Source organism: Chelativorans sp. Marseille-P2723 (genome assembly GCF_902809845.1).
Classification (GTDB): Bacteria; Pseudomonadota; Alphaproteobacteria; order Rhizobiales; family Rhizobiaceae; genus Chelativorans.
Genome location: NZ_CADDWI010000008.1, coordinates 1051210 through 1074489, shown reverse-complemented (window position 1 = coordinate 1074489; position 23280 = coordinate 1051210). Strand labels below are relative to the sequence as shown.

Sequence of the window (23280 nt, the reverse complement as noted above, 5' to 3'; positions counted from 1 at the left end):
GAATGAGCGAGATCGTCAACCTGCGCAGGTGGCGCAAAGATATGGCACGGGCGGAAAAAGAGCGCCTCGCCGAGGAGAACAGGCTCCGTTACGGGCGTAGCCGAGCCCAGCGGCTGGCTGAGCATCTGGGTAAGGAAAAGTTGCTCCGGGCCATTGAAGACCACCGCATCACCGGTAGCGGCGCAGACGAGGAATGAGCCCGCGCAAACGATCCGTCACGATCCGGGGGCACCGCACCAGCTTTTCGCTCGAAGATGCATTCTATACGGAGATTGAACGTATCGCGCAGGCACGCAGCATGCCGGTCGCTGCTCTCATCGCAGAAATTGACGCGGCCCGGTCACGGCAGACCAACCTATCCTCAGCGTTGCGGCTTTACGTTCTGGAAGATCTTAAGGGCCGAGACGACCCGCAAGGATCCGAACCGCCCCACACATAAGGACGATTAGCGGTTTATTGGCTTGGCCTGCCAAGGAGCCGCAATAACTGATCCACGCTAAGATCCTCAATATCAAAGTCCGGCTCGCGCCCGGAAAGCCCCTCTTGCCGGACAGCGCCTTCTGCCCCTTGCGGAGGCGCAAGCGGCGCCCTTTCGATGGTTGAATCGAAATCACTCTCTACCTGAGGCTCGGTTTTCTCTGCCGCACCGCTCCCGGTACCCTCTTCTTGCGAAAGCTGGCGGCCACCTTCCTCCGCGCGCCTTAGAACCTCTTCCTCCTCCCGCCGCCGCGCTTCCTCCTCCGCCCTGCGCTGACGCTCTTTCTCTGCCTCAAGACGGATGCGCTCCGCCTCCTCTGCCCGCTGGGCAGCCTCGGTCTGCGTCCGGGAAGCCGCGAGTGCCTCAAAATAGCGCACCTCCCGGCGCAGACGCTGCCGTTCCAGAAGAACAGCCTGCATGTACTCAACCCGCGCCTGCTCGCGTTCCAGCGCGCGTTGGGTCAGGAACTGCGCCAGCGGATTGACATCGAGGTCAAATACGGCTTCGGCGTCGCCAGCTTTGCCCTTCGCGCTGAAGCGCACGGTTGGCTCCGATCCGGCCAAAGCCTGGCTTCCTGCATCATAGGTGATGCTGCCTGCGGCTGAAAGAGTGGGCTCGTTGAGATCGGCGGTCGCTTCGACGCTCATCCGGGCAGCCTGACCTTCGATCTGGAGTGGCGGTGTGCGTACCACCCCATTGGCAATGGTGAATGCGAAGGTTACATCGCCCCCGGAAAAGCGTCCGGAACGCAGCAAGGCAGGCGCAAAATCCTGGACTTTTTCCGCATCGATTTCCACGCCGAGTCGATCGGCCTGCTCCATGATGGGCATAAGGGCGTTCCGGTTGATGCCGGAGATTTCAAGCCCTTTCACGCTTGCCGAGCCGGAGCCAGACAATGCGGCCACCATCGCGCTCACCGACTTGCCGCTTGCCGTGACGCTCGCGGAAATGTCAGCCATTCCTTCAAGTCCGACAGCCGGCAGAACCTTTTCGACCGGAGCGCCGGAGAGGGAGAGCTGCGCCGAGAACAATCCCGTGCCCGCATCATTGTTGAAATCGGCGAGGCCCTCAGCACGCCCGCCCAGAAACTGCGCGGAAAGATCCGTTACCGAAACACCATCCGGCTCCAGCCGCAAGCGTAGTCGTGCGTCCGTCATCTCCGCTTCGCTACCCAGCCACAGCGTGTCAGACGCCATTTCGATGTCCGCCGTTAATGGAGTTTGCCCATTTTGCCGGAACGGCGTGTGAGGCCAGGTGCCGTCGCCGTTCTGAAACGCTTCGCTACCTGCGACCATTTCCGCTACAAGGCCGAGATCAAATCCACCCAGTTCCACAGCCCCTGTCAAGTGCGGCAGACCGTTCCTCATCACGACTTTCACATCGCCCCTTACGGAACTTCCTGCGGTTTGTCCGGTAAGGTCGCTTACTACCGTCAGCCCTTCGCGATGCTCGATATCTGCGGAGAACGCAACAGGAAGGCCATAGCCAAAACCCGGCAGCGAAACGCCCGCGACCATCAACCAGGGTTCAAGATCCTGACTTTCAAGGCGTATGCCGCCGCTCATCGCGAGCCCGTCGCCATTGTCCTCAACCTTCCCCTGGAAGCCGGCAGAAAGTCCTTCCCCGGTGAGGCGGAACGAGGTCTCTACACCCTCTGCAAGATTGCCTGCCGCAGTTACCTCGATATCAGCGGGACCTGCGATGCCGAGCGGCAAGGCCGGCAGGCCGAACAGTGCATAGAGAGCCGCCGCATCCTCGTTCTGTGCTGAAAAATTTGCAGTAAAATCCTCTTCGGCAAGACTGGTCCCCCCCCTCTCGCTGGAGCCGGAGAAGCTGAAAGCGGTGCCACCGGCAGAGCCCCTGGCGCTCACCGAAAACCCGCCCGCCGTATCGCCATCGTTGAAGGCACTTGCAACAACCTCTACCTCGGCATCGCCAAGAAGCCCCGCAAAGGATGAAGCATGGCTGTCAAGCAGCGACAGCGGTAGATTTTCCGGAAAGCGGTCTGACAGCATGGTTATCAGCGGCGACAGATCGACGGCGACGATCGCGGCATCGATCTGCCCTTCAGGCCGTGCGCCAAGCCCTTCCACATAGCCGGTAGCGCTGATATTGGCCTCGGCCACACCGGCAAGCGTGAGCCGGTCGATTTCCAGCCGACCCTCGCGAAGACGTAGAGCCATGTCCAACCGTTCCGCCGAAAGCCCTGTGGCGGCGACTGGACCAGCGACCATTTCGAGGTCCACATCATGGCCCACAAGCCGGTTACTGCCCTGACCGTCTATAAAGAGTGCAGCTAGGGCGCGCATTCCATCCACGTCCAGCCAGTCTCCGGTAAGGTTGAGCATCAGCGACGGTCGCGCATCGCCCGGGCTCAACCGCTCGATGGCGCCCCTGAAGTGCCCATCGCCCAGGATGAGCTCCAGATTGTCGAAGCGCTGACGATCACTTGTCAGCGACACCTCAGCACTGAACCCGGCCGCAGGGAGCCTGCGGATCGCTTCATCCACGTCCCTTGCCAGCCAGGCTGCAAAGCCCGAGGGCTGTCTTATGGCGAGCGTCATTGAGCCGGTGAATGCAAGCGATTCGCCGGTCTCAAGCAGGCCATCGCCCTCAAAGCGGGTGCGGCCGGGAAGAGTTGCTGCCATGGACCCGACACGCCAGCCGCCCGAATCGGGCTGGGCTCTTACGGAGATGTCACGAATGGTGGTATCGCCCGCTACAATTGCCGGTAGGTTTACGGCAATCGTTCCCGGAATTGAGGGTCTTGGAAGATTAGCAAGGAAGCCCGTGAGAGCGGCGAAACGCTCATCCGCGGAAAGCGCCGCCATGCCTTTCTCGGCCTCCGCGCCACCGAGCCTGATTTGCGCCCCGTCAGCGGTGATGGAGAATGAAGGCTCGCTTCCCAGTTCAATCGCCGCGCGCCCCTCTGCAATATAGGGATCATCGGCGGGACCTGTCTCGAACCGGAATTCCTCGATGGAAAGGCGCTCATGGTCGAGCGCGAAAAGCCCGGAAATCCGGTTTCCCGCTTCGGCGATCCGGCGCTCCCCTCCTTCCTCGGCGGGCGCGGTCATGCGCAGGCGGAAGGTGCCGGAGTAGAGCCCTGCCTCTTCTTCGAAACGTGCCTGCCCGTCCGTCTCCAGCATGAAGGGAAAGTCACGCGGCAGAGCGGAAACACGCACCCGCATCGACCCGTCCGGACCGGCTGTGCCTGAGGACGCCGTCAGCAAAACGGGTATACCATCCAGTTCGAGCGAGCCGGAGACCCGCCATGGTCCTGCCAGGGTGCGCGCTGATATTTCGCTGTCGATATGGCTTAAGACGACGGTCCGCCCGCTTGCCCGCTGATAAACTGCAATCGTGCCGTCCGCGACAGTCACCTTTTCCAGCGTCACCTGGCGCGGATCGAAAGGCGCAAAGGGCCTGACGGCCCAGTCGATGTCGCCATCCTCGCCGATTTCGATCTTCATGCTGGGCCGCACCAGACGCATGTCGAAGATGAGAAGCTCACCGGAAAGGAACGGCGCCAGTTCCGCATCCATGGAGAATTCGTCTACCGTCATGGCGGTCTCACCGCGGGTGCCGGTGACGATCACATCGGTGAAGGTGACGGAGGGAAAGGGCAGAAGCCGCGCAGTCGCGCTCCCTTCGACGCGAACCTCGCGCCCGAGGATACGGCCCGCCTCACGCTCGAATGCGGCACGGTATGAAGTCCAGTCGATGAAATAAGGCGCCACCAGTGCTGCTGTTAGCACCAGAGCCAGAAGTCCACCGATGATGACGAATATCCGCGCCAGGTTTTACTCCTTTCTTGCCTGTGCGTCCGGCCAGAACAAACCAGTGCGTTGGCGAAATTTGAAGAGGTGGCTACGCGCCCTCGCCAGCGAAAATCTTGCCCGGATTCATGATTCCCGCGGGATCGAGCGCCTGCTTGACGGCACGCATAACTCCGATACCGGTTTGCCCGTGTTCTTCCACCAAATACCGCCTCTTGCCCTGGCCGATGCCGTGCTCTCCCGTGCAGGTGCCATCCATTGAAAGAGCACGCTGGTTAAGCCGCGAAACGAAAGCCTCCGCCCGGGCGACCTCCTCCGGGTCATCCATGTCCATCAGCACGGTGACGTGAAAGTTGCCGTCGCCTACATGCCCAACGATGGGCGCGATGAGGCCTGTGTGGGCAATGTCCCTTTCGGTCTCCACGATACATTCTGCAAGGCGTGAAATAGGCACGCAAACATCGGTCGCAAGGCCCTTCGACCCGGGCCTTAAGGCAAATCCTGCCCAGAAGAAATCATGCCTTGCCTTCCACAGCTTCCGCCGTTCTTCCGCCGCCGTCGCCCAGGTGAACGGGCCGCCGGAAAACTCAGCAGCAATCTCGCCGAACATCTCTGCCTGTTCGGCAACGCCCGCTTCGGTCCCGTGAAATTCGACGAAAAGAAAAGGGCTCTCGGGATAATCAAGCCCGGAATGCAGCTTGATGGCGCGCATGCCTAGCGCATTAACCAGCTCCATCCTGGCAACGGGTATTCCCATCTGGATGGTGGTAATGACGGCGTTGCACGCAGCTTCGACATCCGGAAACGGGCAAACGCCTCCGGAAATGGCCGGTGGAATGCCGTAGAGCCGCAGCGTCAGCGAAGTGATCACGCCGAGCGTCCCTTCGGAGCCAACGAACAGCCGCGTAAGATCATAACCTGCCGAGGATTTGCGCGCGCGCCGTGCCGTGGTCACGGCACTGCCGTCCGACAGCACGGCGGTAACGGAAAGGACGTTCTCCCGCATAGTGCCATAGCGTACGGCATTGGTCCCGGATGCGCGCGTTGCCGCCATGCCGCCGAGGCTGGCATCCGCTCCGGGATCGATCGGGAAAAAGAGGCCGGTATCACGCAGATAGCGATTGAGTTCCTCGCGTGTAATCCCGGCCTCTACCTTGCAATCCAGATCTTCCTGGTTGACGGCGATCACGCGTTTCATGCGCGACATGTCGAAGCAGATGCCGCCTGAAGGCGCGTTCACATGCCCTTCGAGCGACGATCCCACCCCATAGGGGATGACAGGCACGCCGAAAGCCGCACACAGGCGCACCGCCTCCTGCACCTCTTCGAGCGTTTCGGGAAAGAACACGCCGTCAGGCGGCTGATTGGGTATGTAAGTGGTGGTGTGGCCGTGCTGCTCGCGAAGCGTCTTGCCGGTCTGCAGCCTATCGGCAAAGCGCGTGGAAAGCCGCTCCAGCACCAGCGCAAGCCCGCTTCCATCCTGTCCTGCCGCTTTCGGCCCCACCATGCGCTTCCCTTCCGCGATCCTCTTCCAGCCTTGAAGTGCAAAAGGCTTTCTGTCTATCCCAATGTCGGACAAATGGCCGCTTTGTCCAGTAGGAGCGGCCGCATGGGACTGACGAGATGAATTTGGCAGCCGCACCGCATTTTTCCCGGGTACTCGAAATCGAGAAGGAGTGGATCGACTATAACGGCCATCTCAACATGGCCTATTACAACGTGCTGTTCGACCGTGCCGGTGACGAGGTTTCCGAAGCGCTGGGAATGGGACCGGACTATGCCCGCCAGCGACGGCTGACGACCTACACGGCGGAAATCCATGTCGTCTATGTGCGAGAGTTGCATCTGAATGACCGCGTGCAGGCAAGTTTCCAGCTTCTCGATCATGACGAGAAGCGCCTGCACTCATATCAGGAATTGCGCCATGTTGACGGATGGCTGGCTGCCACCTGCGAATGCATGACGCTGCATATCGACATGACAGGTCCGAAGGTTGCACCCTTCCCGCCGGAGGTGCTGGCGCGTGTCGAAGCATTGCGGGCTGCCCATGCTGCCCTGCCCTGGCCAGCACGCGCCGGGCGCTCGATCGCCATCCGGCGCAAGAACTCCGCGCAACAGCACCAATAGGGCCTTGCAGCCCTTAACCGTTCCTTAACCCTAACGGCCTTTGCACAGCTATCCTTCCGGCTGTTCCTTGTCCCGGCGGCCTCGTGGATCAAACTCCTGTGAGGCGACGATGATTCGCCCATGCCTACTCACCTGATGCAGGAGGTTGTTTCTTGAAGGTGGATGTGAAGCAGATGTCCGAAAGGCTGGCCCGGGACCCGAAGATCAGCGACTATGACGTCTGGCGTGCTTTAAAATCACTTGATAACGCGCTTTATGAAATTAACCATCGGCAACGGCCGATCCCCATCGATCTTGTCTTTGCGCGTGCAATCCTGCGGCGGGCGCAGGAGGCCCGGCAACACCTTTAGGGCCCGCCCAAGACACACCATCTTCGCTGGACGAGGCGGATCACGCATTCCCCATGCAGTGCTTTTCCCGCATGCGGCTGGAACTTGGCAATAGCGATTCCCACATCCACCTTGGCCCGACCGGTACAAACCGGTACAAAAGGAAAACACTTGGGGCATGAGCCCCGAATCACCATATGCGGATGTAATGCCTGGTTCCCCGGACGATCTGCCGTTCTTCGGCGACGATGAAGCGCCCATCCCGCGCGAGGGTGGGATAGCCGCGCGCGCAATGGCTGCACGCCATGCGCAGCCGCCACGCTATCTGGAAGGTCTCAACCCGGAACAGAGACTTGCCGTTGAGACGACGGAAGGGCCTGTTCTGGTGCTTGCCGGTGCCGGCACCGGCAAAACTCGGGTGCTGACCACCCGCATCGCCCATATCCTTGCCACGGGACGGGCCTATCCCTCGCAGATTCTTGCTGTCACATTCACCAACAAGGCCGCGCGGGAGATGAAGGCGCGCATCGGAGTCCTGGTGGGCGAGGCGGTGGAAGGCATGCCATGGCTCGGCACGTTCCATTCCATCGGCGTGAAGCTTTTGCGCCGGCATGCCGAGCTTGCCGGTCTTACTTCTTCCTTCACGGTGTTGGATACCGACGATCAAGTGCGCCTCATAAAACAGCTCCTCCAGGCTGAAGGCATCGATGACAAGCGCTGGCCCGCGCGCCAGTTCGCGATGATGATGGACGGCTGGAAGAACAAGGGGCTGGGTCCTGCCGAAATTCCCGAAGGGGATGCGCGCGCCTTTGCCAATGGCAAGGGACGCGAGCTTTACCTCACCTATCAGGCACGGCTGAAAACCCTGAACGCGGTCGACTTCGGCGATCTTCTCCTCCACCCGATCCGCATTTTGCGGGAACATCCCGACGTGCTTGCCGAGTATCACCGCCGGTTCCGCTATATACTGGTGGACGAGTACCAGGATACAAATACTGCGCAGTATATCTGGCTGAGGCTGCTGGCACAGCAGCCTTCCGATAGCGGGCAGACACGCCTGGTCAATATCTGCTGCGTGGGCGACGACGACCAGTCGATTTACGGCTGGCGTGGCGCGGAGGTGGACAATATCCTCCGCTTCGAGAAGGATTTTCCCGGCGCGAAGGTTATCCGGCTGGAGCGCAATTATCGCTCTACAGCCCATATACTGGGGGCGGCCTCACATCTCATCGCCCACAATGAGGGCCGGCTTGGAAAGTCGCTGTTTACGGAGCAGGCCGACCCAGACGATCCTAAGGTCAAGGTCCATGCCGCCTGGGATTCGGAAGAAGAGGCTCGTGGTGTCGGCGAGGAGGTCGAGGCGCTGGCCGCCAAGGGGCACGCGCTGAACGATATGGCCATCCTCGTGCGCGCCTCCTTCCAGATGCGCGAATTCGAGGACCGCTTCGTGACGCTAGGTTTGAACTATCGCGTCATCGGCGGACCCCGCTTCTATGAGCGGCAGGAAATCCGCGATGCACTTGCCTATTTCCGTGTCGTGGCGCAGGGTGCGGACGACCTGGCTTTCGAGCGCATTGTCAATGTGCCCAAGCGCGGCCTCGGCGAGGCAGCCGTACGCCAGCTTCACGACGTCGCGCGAATGCGGGCGGTGCCGCTGTTGCAGGCAGCCCGCGACCTGGTCGGCACCGAGGAGTTGCGCCCGAAGCAACGCGCGGCATTGCGCAACCTGGTGGAAAGCTTCGAGCGCTGGCAGAACATGCTGGAGCGCACGCCGCATGCAGAGCTGGCTGAGATCATCCTTGAGGAATCGGGCTATGCCGACATGTGGAAGAACGACCGCTCGGCCGAGGCGCCCGGCCGGCTCGAAAACCTTAAGGAGCTTATCCGCTCGATAGAGGAATTCGAGAGCCTGAGGGCTTTTTTGGAGCATGTGGCCCTGGTGATGGACGCCGAGCGCGACGAGGATACGGACGCGGTCAACCTTATGACCCTTCATTCGGCCAAGGGGCTGGAGTTCGATACGGTCTTCCTGCCGGGATGGGAAGAAGGTTTATTCCCCCACCAGCGCTCGCTCGACGAGGGCGGGCGCGCGGGTCTGGAGGAGGAGCGCCGGCTTGCCTATGTCGGGCTTACACGGGCAAAGAAGAACCTGCATATCTGGTTCACCTCCAACCGCCGTATTCATGGTCTTTGGCAGTCCACCATCCCCTCCCGCTTTCTGGACGAGCTTCCAGAAGCGCATGTGGAGGTGATGGAGGCCGACGGCTCCTATGGAGGCTATGGAGCGCGTCAGCCCGGGCGTCCCAATCCATATGGCGCTTCACGATTCAATAACGCCAGCAGCGTCTTCTCCAGCACCTATGCAACGCCGGGATGGCAGCGGGCCCAAAAGAACCGAACCGATGCGACTGCACGCAATTGGGGCTCCCGCTCAGGCCACCAGGTGGAGCGTATCGGCTATGGTGAGCCGGATTCGGCTTATGGCGCAGGACGCGGTTCCGTAAAGGGACGCGTCATCGAGGGCGAGCTCGTTGCTAAGTCAGTGGCGGATGGACCCTCGCCTTTCAAGGTCGGCGATCGCGTTTTTCACATCAAATTCGGCAACGGAAACGTTGCCGCTATAGACGGCAACAAGCTAACCATCGATTTCGACAAGGCCGGCCAGAAGCGTGTCTTGGACGGATTTGTCGAGCGGGTTTAGATCATTTGGTGCCACATCTGGCCGAAAACCAACGGGGGCTGCGGGAGAACGGCTGGATTATACGCAGACGCACGAGAAGCTTGTTTGAGGCACCACGGTCTATTTGAAGTAGACGTAGTTGCCTTCCGGGTTCTTCTCCCGCTTCAGGATATTCTTCTTGGAGTAGCGCGATAGCGGGCCCGAGAAAGCATTCGATTTGTAATTCACGCCAAATTCTTCTCTGCATTTAGCAACAATGTCGCCAATCGTACGCTTCTCATCGAAAAAATCACTCTCGATGAGGCTCGAAAGGGCGGCTACCGCGCCGCTTGCGCTTGGGACACCGCCGTCGCGTGCACGCGGCTGAAGCTTGGCTTCGGAGCTTGCCGCTCGCCGCCCTCTGCGGGGCGTTTCGGCTTGCTTCGGGCCGGCGTCATAGGCAGCGCCCTCGGGCTCGGCAAGCTGATGCGGCAAGGTCTCGTCGCGCGCCTGGTCGAACAGCAGTTCCACTATACGCAGTTGTACAGCTTCGGATTCGAATTTGTTGATCGTCTCCGAAAGCTCAGCCAGCTGCTGCTTCAATTCAAGAAACCGCTTCTGCATAGATATTGCCCCTGATTTATGGCAGTGCCCGACGGCACGATAACCCGTGGCATATGGAGGGATAAATGGCGATGAAGTCAATAACACTTAGCTTATGGCCTGCCAAATTCGGAGGGGGAAAAAGGTCGCAACATGTATCCCCCAGCCGTCCCGATAGGCAGCTATAAAAGTCGAAGGGTCTAGCTGCGGAGCCCCGGGCATACCTGTATCTCCCTTTCCGGCAGCCCCGCCTCCCGCTGATATCGCGGTGTTTATGGGGCGCTACCTTCCCTTGAAAGACAAGCGGACTTGGGACTTCAACATGCATACATGACTGTGCAGTGGACGTGCCCCATGCTTGCCGCGACCACTTGTTCAAGAGTGACTGCATCTTACCAGCCTATCGCAAGAAGTGTTTGCGGCAGTGGCCGCTATGATCACGCCACCAAACATGACGGAACGAAAAGTGTTCCGGCGCCTTCAGCAAAACACAGGATTTATGCTGCTAACCGACGTCGTTCGAGCGCCATTTGGCAAGAAAGTGCTCGATATCGAGTGACTGCATATCGGGGATAGCTGCGAACAGCTTCTCCAAAGGCCAGTCCCACCATTCGAGGGCCTCAAGACGCTGCACCGTGCCAGAGGGAAAGCGCAGCCGCAACTTGCGCGCAGGCGCTCCGGCGACTACGGCATAGGCTGGCACATCCTTCGTCACGACGGCATTTGCACCGATAACGGCGCCGTTCCCAACCTTCACGCCCGGAAGCAGAACGGCACCATGACCGATCCACACATCATTGCCGATGATCACCTGCCTGGCGCGCCGCCGCTCTCGAAAAGCCGCGTCGACACCCAGATAACGGAAGTATTCGTTCGGCCGATAGGTGATCTTATGCGTCGTCACGCGTTCCATCGGGTGCTCCAACGCATTGATGCGCGTATTGGCGGCGATGGAACAGAATTTTCCGATCGTTGCGTAAATGCCTTCGGCATTGCGTTCCAAGTATGTGAAATCGCCGACAGCAACCTCTCGCAGAATGGCACGCTCGGCTATGGCCGTGTAACGCCCCAAGCGGCAGGACTTAAGCTCCGCCGTAGGATGGATGCGCGGCTCCGGATTGGTGAAACGCAGATCGTCCATGCCCTTCCCTCACGCGATCGGCCCTGAAGACCGTAATGGTTCCAGGAAAGTACGATACGCAACCGGTAATCTACATTGCGCACAAAGCGCAGTCGCATTAGCGCGTCTGCCAGAGAATCGTGGTCGCCACCAGCCGGAGCCTTGCGACAGATTGCGTCTTGCTTTGCTGGGGGCTGGGACTATTCTCGCGCATATGCAGGGCGCGCCTTCCATCATCGCTTCGTTCAAGCCGGCCGACGCGCCACTTTTGGCCATCGGGGGCTGGCGCCTGCTATATGGAAGGGAAATAGGGCTGGAGCAGTTCCGGTCCCGTTCCAGACCGCCTTTACCTGGCATTCCTCATTTCTTTGGTGACCTCCGATGATGCGGTATATCCTTATAGGCATCGTGGCCCTGATAGTCGTCGGTTTCGGGGCAATGGGTTACTTTTTCTATCGCGGTCCGGCGACAGAGCCCTTTGGCGCTCCCTTCGAGCTTGTCGATCATAATGGCCAGACGATCACGGAAGGCGCTTTCCGGGGGAACCCCACGGCGCTGTTCTTCGGCTTCACCCACTGCCCGGATGTCTGCCCTACTACGCTGTTCGAGATGGAGGGCTGGATCGACGAGCTTGGAGACGCTGGCGATGAGTTGCGCGCCTTCTTTGTGACCGTCGATCCCGAGCGCGACACGCCCGAGGTGATGAAGACCTATCTCAGCAATTTCTCCGAACATATCACGGGCATTACCGGCGATCCGGGCGACGTGGCAGAGATGATAAAATCCTTCCATGTCTTTGCCCGAAAGGTAGAACTGGAGGACGGCGACTATACGATGGATCACACTGCCTCGGTTATGCTCATCGGACGCGACGGCGATTTCTTCGGGACCATTGCATATGGCGAGAATGCAGAAACGGCGCTCGTCAAGCTGCGCCGGCTGATAGAGGAAAGCTGACCTGCCTCTTCACCAAACGCTGCGCCATGCCTGAAACCCGCTTCTACCTTCAATGTGAAGGTACACTTGCCCGGCGCGCCTATTCGTTGCTGGATGGCGCGTTCGAGGAGGATGGCCTTGCCATTTCAATTTTCGAGGTGGATGAAGCTAGCGACGTCCACGAGGTCTCCGTTTATGCCCTGGAAGACCCGGCCAACGTGAAAGCGCGGATGGAGGAGATTCTGGCAGCCGTTCCCGGCCTGCCGGAAATCTCGGCGGAGGAGCTGCCAGCCGTCGACTGGGTCGCCCATTCCTTGAAAGGGCTCGGCGCCGTGCGCGCAGGCCGTTTCTTCGTGCATGGCGCGCACGAGCGGGGGCAGCATCGGCCAGGCGAAATGCCGATCGAGATCGAGGCAGGGCTTGCTTTCGGAACAGGCCATCACGGCACGACTTCAGGCTGCCTGGAGATGATCGAGCGCGTATTAAAGGCGGAAAGGCCGCGCAACGCACTGGATCTAGGCACCGGCAGCGCAGTACTTGCCATAGCTATTGCAAAGCTCGCGCATATTCCGGTTCTTGCCACCGATATCGACGACGTCGCCATCAAGGTGGCGCATGAGAATGTGCGGCTGAATAAAACTGCTCGCTTGGTGCATACCGTGGCTGCGCCCGGCTTTCACCATCCGACGTTCCGGGCCTGGAAGCCCTTCGATCTCATTGTCGCAAACATTCTCGCGCGCCCGTTGATGCGGCTTGCACCGACCATGGCCGAGCATCTGGCGCCAAGTGGCTCGATCATACTTTCGGGAATTCTGGACCGCCAAAGGCGGGCCGTATTAGCCGCCTATCTAGCCCAGGGCTTTCGCCACGTGAATACGCTTCATCGGGAAGGCTGGGTCACGCTTCATCTGAAGCACTGAAGGAAGGCGGCTACCACAGCATCAGGGTTATTCGCCGTTGCTGGCGTCTTTGCGCTTGATGCCCCTTGCCTCAAGGGTTTCCTTATCGAGCATCTGCAATGCACGATTGACATAGCGCTGCGCCTGCCTTTCTCTTGCTTCGATCAAGGCTTTAACGGCGTTCCGGAAAAATCCACGTTTCGAGGTCATTCACTTCTCCTGTTGGGGCGGCTAAACACTGCTCCTCTTACCTAGACAGCTAAGTAATCCTGGCGGATTTACCAGATCTAGTTCTGCATGGCTGCCATTCCATTTTTGCAAGTGCGAAGAGAATTTTGCGGCGCAGCATCAAAGGCAGGGATTCCGCTGGCAGCACCGATGCGCTAGGCTCCAACCTGACCTTTGCCGGAGTAGTCCATGTTCCAGTCCTTCGATTCCATCGCTGATCCCGCCCAGGCTGGGCCGCGTCTTGCGCGCTTGCGCGAGGTAATGGATGCTGTCGGCGTCGACGGGTTCCTTGTGCCGCGGGCCGACGAGCATCAAGGTGAATATGTGGCGCCCTGTTCGGAGCGGCTTGCTTGGCTTACCGGCTTCACCGGCTCGGCAGGCATCGCGCTGATCATGCGCGATCGGGCGGTTCTCTTCGTGGACGGGCGATATACGCTGCAGGCGCGTGAGCAGACGGATCCCGCCTTTATCGAGATCGAGCACCTGATCGACAATCCCCCGCGGGAGTGGATCAGGAAAAATCTCGCAGCGGGCACGCGCCTCGGCTTCGATCCCTGGCTGCATACGATAGGAGAGTTGAACGGTTTTCGCGGCGCAGCAAGAAGGGCGGGTGTTGAGCTTCTGTCACTCGACAGTAACCTGGTTGATTCCATCTGGCATGACCGGCCATCCCCGCCAGCAGAGCCCGTTTGGGTTCACCCGCTGAAATATTCCGGAGAGGCCACCGCCGACAAGCTCTCTCGCCTCCAAGCGAAGCTTTTGGAAGAAGAAGTCGACCATACGGTGCTCACCGATCCTTCCTCGCTGGCATGGGCGTTCAATATCAGGGGCAACGACGTTCCGCACACGCCGCTTGCCCTCGGCTTTGCGATCCTGTCGGCTCGTGGCAGGCCGAAGCTCTTCATGGATAGCAAGAAGATCGCGGGAGAGGCAAAGGAGCACTTGGCAAGGTTTGCCGATCTTTTTCCTCCTGCAGAGCTTCAATCGGAGCTTGCAACGCTTTCGATAGATTCCCGAATCGGCCTCGATCCTGGCTTGGCCGCCGAGCGCCTGCGTCTCGTCGTGAAGGAGGGAGGCGGCACTGTCGTCGATTTCGCGGATCCGGTATCCCTCCCCCGTGCCATGAAGAACGAAACCGAGCTTAAGGGCGCGCGAGCAGCACATCTGCGCGACGGCGCAGCACTTGCGCGCTTCCTGGCATGGATCGATAGCCAAAATCCGGAGGAACTCGACGAGATCGCCGTGGCGGTGCGTCTGGAGGAATGCCGGCGGCAGGCAGGCGAGGAAGCGCAGATGCCGCTGCGGGATATATCCTTCGACACCATTTCCAGTGTTGGCCCAAACGGAGCAATCAATCACTACCGCGTCACCTACAAGACAAACCGGCGTCTTGCGGCCGGCGAGCTTCTTCTAATCGATTCAGGGGGGCAGTACGAGGATGGCACCACCGATGTGACCCGTACGGTTGCGCTCGGCACGCCCAGCGAGGAAATGCGCAACCGTTTCACCCTGGTCCTGAAGGGTATGATCGCCCTTTCGATGCTGCGTTTTCCGCCGGGAACCCGAGGCGTGGATATCGACGCAACGGCTAGAGCCGCCCTTTGGAAAGCGGGCTTTGATTATGGCCACGGCACCGGCCACGGTGTCGGCTCCTATCTTTCGGTGCATGAGGGACCGCAGCGCATTGCCAAATCGGGCATGGAGAAGCTACGCACCGGCATGATCATCTCCAACGAGCCGGGTTACTACAAGGCCGGCCATTACGGGATACGTATAGAGAACCTGATCGCCGTCTCCGCGCCGGAGCCGCTAACAGACGGTGACATCGAGATGCACAGTTTCGAGACACTGACCCTGGCGCCGATCGACCGGCGGCTGATCGATACCCGGCTTCTTCTTCCCGAAGAGCGGGATTGGCTCAACGCCTACCATCAACATGTCTTCGAAAAGATCAGCGCCCTTGTGGATGGCGAGGTCAAGGCGTGGCTGCGCGAGGCAACGAGGCCGCTCTGATCCGACACTCGGCCAGACCCGCTACGTTTCGGAGCGTCCCTTCAGCGGCCGATGCGCTGGAACCACGTGTCCTCGTCGATCACCTCTATTCCCAGCTCCTGCGCCTTCTTCAGCTTCGAACCAGCGCCCGGCCCGGAAACAACCAGATCGGTCTTTGAAGAGACGGAGCCTGCGACCTTGGCTCCCAGCCGTTCGGCCAGCTCCTTAGCCTCATCGCGCGACATGCGTTCGAACGCGCCGGTGAATACGATCGTCTTGCCGGCTACAGGCGAACTGGTAGCCGGCTTCTCAGCCTCCAGCACATTCACCTGTGACGCAAGGTCCTCCACCAGCCTGCGGTTATGCTCCTCGGCGAAATAGTTGGCGACCGCATCGATCACGGCGTCGCCGACATCCTCCAGAGCATCCATCTCCTCGCGCGCTTTCAAATCGCCCCTGGCGATCGCAATGGCGGCTTCGTGAAAATCCTGCCAGGTGCCGTAAGCCCGCGCGAGCGTCGCAGCCGTCCGTTCTCCTACATGGCGGATGCCAAGGCTGTAGATCATACGGTCAAGCGGGATCGTCCGCCGCGCCTCGATGGCTGCGAACAGGTTTGCTGCGGAAAGTTGCCCCCAGCCGTCCTTGTCCTTGAGTTTTTTCAGGTTCTGCGCGTCGCGCATAGCAAGGGTGAAGATGTCGCCCGGGCTCTTTACCGACAGGTCTTGATCGCGGAAGAAAAACTCGATCTGCTTCTCCCCGAGCCCCTCGATATCGAAGGCCCGGCGGGAGACGAAGTGGCGCAGATGCTCGATGCGCTGGAATGGGCAGGCAAACTCGCCTGAACAGCGGCGCACTACCCCTTCCCCGCCCGTAGCGGTCGAGTCACGCACGATGGGCGTCCGCAATTCACAGGGACAGACAGTGGGAAAAAAGAAGTCACGCGCATTCGCGGGCCGCCGCTCCTCCACATAGCCGAGGATCTGCGGAATAACGTCGCCGGCGCGCTGGACGATCACCGTATCGCCGATCTTGATGCCAAGCCGCTCGATCTCCTCGGCATTGTGCAGGGTGGCGTTGGTGACGACCACTCCTCCGACCGTCACGGGCTCAAGGCGCGCAACGGGCGTAAGGGCGCCAGTGCGGCCAACCTGAATGTCGATTCCGCGCAGTATGGTGAACGCCTTCTCGGCCGCGAACTTGTGCGCTATGGCCCAACGAGGGCTGCGCGAAACAAAGCCAAGGCGCCGCTGCAACGCCAGGTCATCCACCTTGTAGACCACACCATCAATGTCGTAGCCGAGCGTAGCCCGCTGCTCCTCAATGGCGTGGTAATGCTCCAGAAGCTCCTGCGCTGTCGAGCAACACCGCATGAGCGGATTGGTGCGGAATCCGTAGCCTTCCAGCGCAGCCACCATGTCCATCTGGGTGGCTGCCGGCATTTCACTCACTTCGCCCCATCCATATGCAAAGAATTTGAGCGGCCGGGATGCGGTGATTGCAGGGTCAAGCTGGCGCAGGGAGCCGGCTGCGGTATTACGCGGGTTTACATAGGTCTGCTTGCCTTGCGCCTTCTGACGCTCGTTGAGGGCCAGAAAGTCGCGCTGGGTCATGTAAACTTCGCCCCTGACCTCGATCACTTCGGGTGGATCTCCGGCAAGCACCTTGGGGATGTCGGCGACCACCCGGGCATTGGCCGTAACATTCTCCCCCACCTGACCGTTGCCCCGCGTTGCGGCCGAAACGAGCCGCCCGCTTTCGTAGCGCAGCGACAGCGACAGTCCGTCGATCTTGGGCTCCGCCGTCATGGCGATGGCAGCGTCCTGCTCCATCCTGAGGAAGCGGCGGATACGAGCAACAAAATCAATCACATCCCCGTCGGAGAAAGCATTATCGAGCGACAGCATGGGCACCCGGTGGCGCACCTTCTCGAATTTCTCCGCCGGCGCAGCCCCAACCCGCTGCGAGGGTGAATCCTGACGCACCAGATGGGGAAAAGCTTGCTCTATGGAGAGATTGCGCCGCACAAGTGCGTCATATTCCGCATCAGAGATTACCGGCGCGTCTTCAACGTGATAAAGCCGATCATGCTTTGCGATTTCAGCCGCAAGACGGGCAAGCTCCTCGTTGGCCTGCTCCTCCACCATCTGGTCGACAGGGATCGTTGCTGTGCTCATTCCGCGCGCTTCCGGTTCCGGTGTCTGGGCGCCATATTACCGCGTCATGCGTCCTTCTGGACGCACAATAAGGCCTTTAGTCGATAATCTGGCAATCTCGTCTTGCAAAAACCGATTCCGGTTTCGAGCCCGTATGTAAGGTTTATGCGCCGGTTTGCTCAAGGGAGGAACGCTGCTGATCAACAGCATGAAATCGCCCTATCCTGCCAGGGCATTCTCCCGCAAGAGCCGTTCTGCCGCAGCGCGAGCTTCCTCTGTAATGGTAGCGCCAGCCAGCATGCGGGCAATTTCTTCCTGCCGCTGCGCCGCATCCATCCGTAAGATGCCAGTCGTGACATGATCGCTACCGCCGGTCTTGGCGATGAGATAATGGGTATGGGCGCGCGCTGCGACCTGGGGCGCATGGGTCACGGAGAGAACCTGTATGCCATCGGCAAGGCGGGCAAGGCGCTGACCGATGGCATCTGCCACCGCTCCACCCACACCTGTATCGATCTCGTCGAAGACAAGGGTGGGTGCAGAACCCTGGTCGGCAAGCGCCACCTTGAGGGCAAGCAGGAAACGTGAAAGTTCACCACCGGAAGCCACCTTCATCATCGGCCCGGCGCGTGTACCCGGATTCGTCTGAACCCAGAACTCCACGCGGTCTATCCCGCTTTCCGTGCGGTCATCCGGCTCGCTTTCTATACTGACGATGAAGCGTGCGCGTTCGAGCTTCAGCGCGGGAAGCTCGGCCATTACAGCTTCCGTCAACCCTTCGGCAGCCTCGCGTCGTGCAGCCGAAAGCGCTTGCGCGGCAGCATCGTAGGCTTCGCGACGCAGGCGCGATTCTTCCTCCATAAGGGCGAGCTTCTCCTCGCCGGCGTCAAGATCGACAAGATCAGCATCCATGCGGTCGCGCAGGGTTGCAAGTTCATCCACAGCAACGTTGTGCTTACGGGCGGCCGCGCGCAGAGCAAAAAGCCGCTCCTCTGCCCTCTCAAGGCGTTGTGGATCGAACTCGGTTGCGCGAATGGCCGCCTCGACCGCGCTCTGGGCGGCATCGAGCGCGATTAGCGCTTCATCGAGCGATGAGATGATCTCGTCAAACATGCCCGGCGCCTCCTGGGACTTGCGTTCCAGTCGCCGCAGAAGGCTTGCAAGCTGCGGAAGAGGCGAAGCCTGCCCGGTCAGGATGTCCTGTGCGTCAGCGATTTCGGCGGCCATCTTCTCCGCGCGCATCATATCTGCCCGCTCTTCGGCCAATGCAGTCTCCTCATCCGGCTGCGGGTCGAGTTCTGTAAGTTCCTCTACAGCCGCGCGAAGGTAATCGGCCTCGCGGGCCGCTGCCTCCACCCGGGCCCGATGACGCGCAAGCTCCTGATCGGCATGACGCCACTCGCGCCAAGCTTCACGCACCAACGCTACCTGCTCGTCCAGATTTCCGAAGGCATCAAGCAATCCGCGATGCATGGCCGTATCGACCAGTGCGCGCTCGTCATGCTGACCATGAATTTCTACAAGGATGCGACCAACCTGCCGCATCAGCGCGACGCTTGCAGGCTGGTCGTTGATGAATACGCGGGTGCGCCCATCAATGGCCTGGGTCCGGCGCAGGATGATGTCTCCCTCGTCATCGATACCATTCTCCCGCAGAATAGCGCGCGCGGGATGAGCTGCCGGAACATCGAAAACGGCGGTAATCTGTCCTTGCGTAGCGCCGTTTCGTACCAGTGAGGCATCGCCCCTGGCGCCGAGAGCGAGCGATAAGGAATCAAGCAGGATCGACTTCCCGGCCCCGGTTTCGCCGGTGAGCACCGATAAACCTCTGGAGAAATCGATGTCGAGCCGTTCGATCAGAACGATATCTCGGATCGACAGATGCGATAGCATGGCAGCTTAGAGCGCCATGCGTCCCGCAGGACGCGCAGAAAGGAATCGAACTTCTAGTTTGAGCATCGGTTTGCCCCCAAAACCGGTTTTCACAGTCGGTCCGATACTCTAGCTGCTTCTGGCCCCCGTGATCAGGGCGCCTGCTCGCGATATCCAGGAACCGGTATTCTCCCGCGGCTCCAGGCCGCCGGACTGCAGGAGCCGGTAAGAATCCTTGTACCAGTCGCTATCCGGATAGTTATGCCCCAGGACCGCGGCGGCTGTCTGCGCTTCCGAAGCAACGCCCATGGCATAATAAGCCTCGACAAGGCGGGCCAATGCCTCTTCCACATGGCGCGTATTGCCATAGTGCTCCACTACGCCGCGGAAGCGCCGGATCGCGGCAATATATTCCCGCCGCTCCAGATAGTAGCGGCCAACCTGCATTTCCTTGCCTGCAAGCTGGTCGCGAGCGAAACGGATCTTCTCCTGCGCGTCGGGAACATACTCAGAGTCAGGCCAGCGATCGACAACCTGCTGCATTGCCTCGATGGTTTGCCGCGCTTCCCGCTGATCCTGCGTCACGTCGCGGATCTGGCGGAAATGGCTGAGCCCAACGAGATACTGCGCGTAGGCCGCATCGTCGCTCGTCGGATAGAGCGAGACATAGCGCCTGCCACTGCTGATAGCATCGGTGTAGTTGCCCTGGCGATAATTGGCGAAGGTGGCCATGATCAGCGCCTTGCGAGCGAACTCAGAGTAAGGATGCTGCTGGTCAACCGCCTCAAACTTGGCAACGGCTTCGTTCATCCGCCCGGCATTGAGGTTCGCAAGGCCCTGATTGTAGAGCTGGTCTGCAGGCTCCGCCGGTTCAGCGGCATAGGCCGATAGATCGAGATCCTTCTCCGCATTGCATCCGGCCAGAAGAAGCGGCGCCATCAATGCAGCCAGTGCAAAAGCAGAAGGCCATCGGCAACGAGAAGGGCTGGCGGTCTTGATCGAGAACATTCGCGGTCCGTACCTCCGGCGTGACGGGACATGCGTGGACGCTGTCTTATGCGCAAAGCCGACTCGCGGCAACGCTATCGATAGCTTTGGCACAAATTTGTGGCAAAATAACCAGCATTTCCGGCCAGACTGCCGCATCGCGACCACCGGCCGGACCGGAAACCGCCTGCGCCGCTTAGATCATCCAGGGCGCATAGACCGGAGCGTTGACAGCGATCATTTCCGGCCTGCGACCGCGCTCGCGGCGCGTAGCCTCTACTATCTCGAAGGCTGAATGGTCCGTCAGAAGGTGACGCAGCGCCGCGGCGTTGACGCGATGTCCACCGCGATAGGAGCTGAAGCAACCTATGAAGCGCGCGCCTGCAAGGGCAAGATCGCCGACCGCATCAAGCATCTTATGGCGCACGAACTCATCCGGATAGCGCAGCCCGTCCATGTTGATGACGTTATGATCCTCGCCGATCACAACGGAATTTTCCAGCGAGGAGCCAAGGGCGTAACCGGCGGCCCAGAGGCGTTCCACATCCTTAATGAAACCAAAGGTGCGAGCGTGAGCAACCTCCCGGGCGAAGATTTCAGGACTGAGATCGACAGCGAAGAACTGGCGTCCGATAGCCGGACTGTCAAAATCGATATCGATCTCGAAACGCGTTCCATCATAGGGGAGGAACTCCGCCCACGACTTGCCGATGTCAATGCGCACGGGCTTGACGACACGGATGTAACGCCGCTTCTCTGAAAGCTGCACTATGCCGGTGCGCCGGAAAGCTTCAACAAAAACCGCAGCGCTGCCATCCATGATAGGCACTTCCGGGCCATCTATCTCGATAGCGACATTATCCACGCCCATGGCCGAGAGCGCCGCCATCAGATGCTCCACCGTAGCAACGTGATCGCCTTCCGGATTGCCAAGCCCGGTGCATAGGTCGGTGGCGCCCACCTCTGCGGCGAGCGCGCGAATAAGTTGACCGGACGCCCCTTTGTCTACGCGCCGGAACACAATCCCGGTGTCGGAATCGGCGGGCGAAAAATGTATCGAAACCGCTGTCCCGGTATGCACGCCAACACCCGACAGCGTCAGCCGCGACTTCAACGTCGTCTGATATTCGAGCAAATCCACCCCCGACCGGCTCGCCCGCAGCATTTGAAGATCTTTTTTCATGTACGGACGGCTCTGCGCAACGAAAAGCTGGGATTATCCCCAAACTGGCTTGCCCCCCATCTAGCCGCCGCAACATAATGATCAGGTGTCATCGCGCCAAATCACGCTTTTTTTCCCGCTGTCACGGGCATGTTCCTGCCGTTTTGAAAATAACCATCTGTTTTAAATAGTCTTTTCTAAGCAAAAGGCGAGCGCAGCAGCACTCGCCTGTTACAATACGCAATGTTACGTTACCAAGCACGGAAGCCGGTGACTTCAGTTTGCCTGCCTTCTAAGAAAAGCGGGAATCTCAAGCTGGTCCTCTTCCTGGTGGCGAGGCTGCTGAACAACCCGGCCATGCTCGTCGAGTTGACCGCGGGGCGGCGCGTAAAGCTGACTGTCGCTCACGGCGCGGCGCGGATCGACTTCACGCAGGCGGGGTGCAGGCGGCTGTGACGCGGGTGCCTCTTCCTCGCGGCGGGCAAGACCATTGGTCAGCCGCTTCAGGAGTCCCATCGGTCCACGTTCCTCCTGATCCTCGGAAGGATGACGGGTGCTTGCCTGGATTTCAGCCTGCACGACCGGCGGAAAGTCCTCTACCCTGGGCATGCGGGGGGCCGGGGCGGGAGCCTCCTGATGATGCATCGGCGCCTGAGCAGCTACGGCCAGGTGCTGCATGGGCTGCTGCTGGGGCTGGACCGGGCGCGGCGGCTGATGCTCCGCCTTGAACAGCCGGCTCTGAGGCTGGAAGCCGCCGGCCTGTCCTGCACCATGCTCAGCCGCGCGGATCGCGTCGGCCACCGGATCGTTCATTACTGCAGCGCGTGGAGCCTCGGCGGGTTCGCTCTGACGCGAGGCCACAGGCTGAGGCGCAGCCGGCGCTCGCGTTTCAAACCCTGCGGCTGGCCTTTGCTGCGGCTGCTGCGGCTGGCCGCCTGGCCTGGTTGCCTGCGGACGAACGACCGGCGCAGCGGAAATCTCATGTGACGACTTATCGATGCCCGTAGCGACGACGGACACGCGGATAACCCCTTCGAGCTCCTCGTCGAATGTGGCTCCGAGAATGATGTTGGCTTCCGGGTCCACTTCCTCGCGGATGCGCGTTGCTGCCTCGTCCACCTCGAACAAGGTAAGATCGCGGCCGCCCGTGATGGAGATCAAGAGGCCCTTGGCGCCCTTCATGGAGGTTTCGTCCAATAGCGGATTGGCGATTGCCGCCTCTGCAGCAGCCATTGCACGGCCCTCGCCCGAAGCCTCGCCCGTGCCCATCATAGCCTTGCCCATCTCTCGCATCACCGAACGCACATCGGCGAAGTCGAGATTGATAAGCCCCTCCTTGACCATGAGATCGGTGATGCAGGCCACACCCGAATAGAGCACCTGGTCTGCCATCGCGAAAGCGTCGGCGAAGGTGGTCTTGTCGTTGGCGATGCGAAACAGGTTCTGATTGGGAATGACGATGAGCGTGTCAACGCACTTTTGCAATTCCTCGATGCCGGCGTCGGCCGTCCTCATACGGCGCTGCCCTTCGAAATGGAAAGGCTTGGTGACCACACCAACCGTAAGGATACCCTTTTCTCGCGCGGCGCGCGCCACGACGGGAGCAGCGCCAGTACCTGTCCCGCCGCCCATCCCGGCGGTAACGAAGCACATATGCGTGCTCGAAAGGTGATCCAGGATCTCGTCGATGCATTCTTCCGCAGCGGCCTGACCGACCTCCGGCTGCGACCCAGCGCCCAGGCCCTCGGTCACATTCGCGCCAAGCTGGATGATCCGTTCGGCTTTGGACGTTGTCAGCGCCTGGGCGTCAGTGTTCGCCACCACGAACTCCACCCCACGCAGGCCTGCGGTGATCATGTTGTTGACGGCGTTACCACCGCCGCCGCCGACGCCGAAGACTGTAATCCTCGGCTTCAGCTCGGTAATGTCCGGCTTCTGCAAGTTGATGGTCATGGT

The 23280-nt window shown here is 60.3% G+C and carries 18 protein-coding genes; 8 read left to right on the top strand and 10 right to left on the bottom strand.

The features are described from left to right. The first annotated feature begins 2 nt into the window (after positions 1 to 2). A complete protein-coding gene (locus tag HUS57_RS06800; RefSeq protein ID WP_173932100.1) occupies positions 3 to 197 on the top strand; it encodes a DUF4169 family protein in 195 nt (64 codons plus the stop codon). Continuing rightward, on the top strand, positions 194 to 439 hold the full coding sequence (locus HUS57_RS06795) for a ribbon-helix-helix domain-containing protein (protein ID WP_173932099.1): 246 nt from the start codon (positions 194 to 196) through the stop codon (positions 437 to 439). The genes HUS57_RS06800 and HUS57_RS06795 overlap by 4 nt, the downstream gene beginning before the upstream one ends. Before the next feature lie 14 nt (positions 440 to 453). Here HUS57_RS06795 and HUS57_RS06790 read toward each other — a convergent pair whose 3' ends face one another. After that, complete coding sequence (locus HUS57_RS06790) at positions 454 to 4218, bottom strand: AsmA-like C-terminal region-containing protein (RefSeq protein WP_246727762.1); 3765 nt, start codon at positions 4216 to 4218, stop codon at positions 454 to 456. Between the two features lie 130 nt (positions 4219 to 4348). Further along, positions 4349 to 5764: an FAD-linked oxidase C-terminal domain-containing protein gene (locus HUS57_RS06785; protein WP_173932098.1), complete on the bottom strand. Its 1416-nt coding sequence runs from the start codon at positions 5762 to 5764 to the stop codon at positions 4349 to 4351. A gap of 116 nt (positions 5765 to 5880) precedes the next feature. Between HUS57_RS06785 and HUS57_RS06780 the strand changes: the two genes are divergently transcribed. The 3 genes from HUS57_RS06780 to HUS57_RS06770 all read left to right on the top strand — a co-directional run bounded on the left by HUS57_RS06780 (position 5881) and on the right by HUS57_RS06770 (position 9414). Further along, entirely contained in the window at positions 5881 to 6384 is a 504-nt protein-coding gene (locus HUS57_RS06780; RefSeq protein WP_173932097.1) for a thioesterase family protein, read from the top strand. Between the two features lie 158 nt (positions 6385 to 6542). After that, positions 6543 to 6734, top strand: coding sequence for a hypothetical protein (locus HUS57_RS06775; RefSeq protein ID WP_246727787.1), 192 nt, complete (start codon positions 6543 to 6545; stop codon positions 6732 to 6734). A 187-nt stretch (positions 6735 to 6921) separates the two neighbouring features. After that, positions 6922 to 9414 carry a UvrD-helicase domain-containing protein gene (locus tag HUS57_RS06770; protein ID WP_173932343.1) on the top strand — a complete coding sequence of 831 codons (2493 nt, stop codon included), beginning with the start codon at positions 6922 to 6924 and terminating at the stop codon, positions 9412 to 9414. 99 nt (positions 9415 to 9513) lie between these two features. Here HUS57_RS06770 and HUS57_RS06765 read toward each other — a convergent pair whose 3' ends face one another. Both HUS57_RS06765 and HUS57_RS06760 read right to left on the bottom strand, forming a co-directional pair. Next, positions 9514 to 9996: a hypothetical protein gene (locus HUS57_RS06765; protein WP_173932095.1), complete on the bottom strand. Its 483-nt coding sequence runs from the start codon at positions 9994 to 9996 to the stop codon at positions 9514 to 9516. A gap of 484 nt (positions 9997 to 10480) precedes the next feature. Next, positions 10481 to 11116 carry a DapH/DapD/GlmU-related protein gene (locus HUS57_RS06760; protein ID WP_173932094.1) on the bottom strand — a complete coding sequence of 212 codons (636 nt, stop codon included), beginning with the start codon at positions 11114 to 11116 and terminating at the stop codon, positions 10481 to 10483. A gap of 360 nt (positions 11117 to 11476) precedes the next feature. On the opposite strand from HUS57_RS06760, the gene HUS57_RS06755 reads away from it, so the two are divergent. Next, complete coding sequence (locus tag HUS57_RS06755) at positions 11477 to 12052, top strand: SCO family protein (protein ID WP_173932093.1); 576 nt, start codon at positions 11477 to 11479, stop codon at positions 12050 to 12052. Positions 12053 to 12078: 26 nt separating this feature from the next. Continuing rightward, on the top strand, positions 12079 to 12951 hold the full coding sequence (locus HUS57_RS06750; protein WP_173932092.1) for a 50S ribosomal protein L11 methyltransferase: 873 nt from the start codon (positions 12079 to 12081) through the stop codon (positions 12949 to 12951). Positions 12952 to 12978: 27 nt separating this feature from the next. Here HUS57_RS06750 and HUS57_RS06745 read toward each other — a convergent pair whose 3' ends face one another. After that, a complete protein-coding gene (locus HUS57_RS06745) occupies positions 12979 to 13140 on the bottom strand; it encodes a hypothetical protein (RefSeq protein WP_173932091.1) in 162 nt (53 codons plus the stop codon). Positions 13141 to 13347: 207 nt separating this feature from the next. Between HUS57_RS06745 and HUS57_RS06740 the strand changes: the two genes are divergently transcribed. Next, positions 13348 to 15171: an aminopeptidase P family protein gene (locus HUS57_RS06740; protein ID WP_173932090.1), complete on the top strand. Its 1824-nt coding sequence runs from the start codon at positions 13348 to 13350 to the stop codon at positions 15169 to 15171. Between the two features lie 41 nt (positions 15172 to 15212). On the opposite strand, the gene ligA is transcribed toward HUS57_RS06740, so the two are convergent. The 5 genes from ligA to ftsZ form a co-directional block, all read right to left on the bottom strand. Continuing rightward, entirely contained in the window at positions 15213 to 17324 is a 2112-nt protein-coding gene (gene ligA, locus HUS57_RS06735) for an NAD-dependent DNA ligase LigA (protein ID WP_173932089.1), read from the bottom strand. 198 nt (positions 17325 to 17522) lie between these two features. After that, complete coding sequence (gene recN / locus HUS57_RS06730; protein WP_173932088.1) at positions 17523 to 19196, bottom strand: DNA repair protein RecN; 1674 nt, start codon at positions 19194 to 19196, stop codon at positions 17523 to 17525. 108 nt (positions 19197 to 19304) lie between these two features. Continuing rightward, on the bottom strand, positions 19305 to 20183 hold the full coding sequence (locus tag HUS57_RS06725; RefSeq protein ID WP_173932087.1) for an outer membrane protein assembly factor BamD: 879 nt from the start codon (positions 20181 to 20183) through the stop codon (positions 19305 to 19307). 175 nt (positions 20184 to 20358) lie between these two features. Then, positions 20359 to 21345, bottom strand: coding sequence for a UDP-3-O-acyl-N-acetylglucosamine deacetylase (lpxC, locus tag HUS57_RS06720; protein ID WP_246727760.1), 987 nt, complete (start codon positions 21343 to 21345; stop codon positions 20359 to 20361). 255 nt (positions 21346 to 21600) lie between these two features. Further along, positions 21601 to 23277, bottom strand: a complete 1677-nt coding sequence (gene ftsZ, locus HUS57_RS06715; protein WP_173932086.1) for a cell division protein FtsZ — start codon at positions 23275 to 23277, stop codon at positions 21601 to 21603. Between the last annotated feature and the right edge of the window lie 3 nt (positions 23278 to 23280).

Excerpts from the sequence above, each read along its gene's own strand:
- HUS57_RS06740 (WP_173932090.1), top strand. The coding sequence starts at position 13,348 with ATGTTCCAGTCCTTCGATTCCATCGCTGATCCCGCCCAGGCTGGGCCG.
- HUS57_RS06725 (WP_173932087.1), bottom strand. The coding sequence starts at position 20,183 with ATGTTCTCGATCAAGACCGCCAGCCCTTCTCGTTGCCGATGGCCTTCT.
- HUS57_RS06770 (WP_173932343.1), top strand. The coding sequence starts at position 6,922 with ATGCCTGGTTCCCCGGACGATCTGCCGTTCTTCGGCGACGATGAAGCG.
- HUS57_RS06785 (WP_173932098.1), bottom strand. The coding sequence starts at position 5,764 with ATGGTGGGGCCGAAAGCGGCAGGACAGGATGGAAGCGGGCTTGCGCTG.
- HUS57_RS06745 (WP_173932091.1), bottom strand. The coding sequence starts at position 13,140 with ATGACCTCGAAACGTGGATTTTTCCGGAACGCCGTTAAAGCCTTGATC.
- ligA (WP_173932089.1), bottom strand. The coding sequence starts at position 17,324 with ATGAGCACAGCAACGATCCCTGTCGACCAGATGGTGGAGGAGCAGGCC.
- HUS57_RS06750 (WP_173932092.1), top strand. The coding sequence starts at position 12,079 with ATGCCTGAAACCCGCTTCTACCTTCAATGTGAAGGTACACTTGCCCGG.
- HUS57_RS06760 (WP_173932094.1), bottom strand. The coding sequence starts at position 11,116 with ATGGACGATCTGCGTTTCACCAATCCGGAGCCGCGCATCCATCCTACG.
- HUS57_RS06780 (WP_173932097.1), top strand. The coding sequence starts at position 5,881 with ATGAATTTGGCAGCCGCACCGCATTTTTCCCGGGTACTCGAAATCGAG.
- HUS57_RS06795 (WP_173932099.1), top strand. The coding sequence starts at position 194 with ATGAGCCCGCGCAAACGATCCGTCACGATCCGGGGGCACCGCACCAGC.
- HUS57_RS06765 (WP_173932095.1), bottom strand. The coding sequence starts at position 9,996 with ATGCAGAAGCGGTTTCTTGAATTGAAGCAGCAGCTGGCTGAGCTTTCG.
- recN (WP_173932088.1), bottom strand. The coding sequence starts at position 19,196 with ATGCTATCGCATCTGTCGATCCGAGATATCGTTCTGATCGAACGGCTC.
- ftsZ (WP_173932086.1), bottom strand. The coding sequence starts at position 23,277 with ATGACCATCAACTTGCAGAAGCCGGACATTACCGAGCTGAAGCCGAGG.
- HUS57_RS06755 (WP_173932093.1), top strand. The coding sequence starts at position 11,477 with ATGATGCGGTATATCCTTATAGGCATCGTGGCCCTGATAGTCGTCGGT.
- lpxC (WP_246727760.1), bottom strand. The coding sequence starts at position 21,345 with ATGAAAAAAGATCTTCAAATGCTGCGGGCGAGCCGGTCGGGGGTGGAT.
- HUS57_RS06800 (WP_173932100.1), top strand. The coding sequence starts at position 3 with ATGAGCGAGATCGTCAACCTGCGCAGGTGGCGCAAAGATATGGCACGG.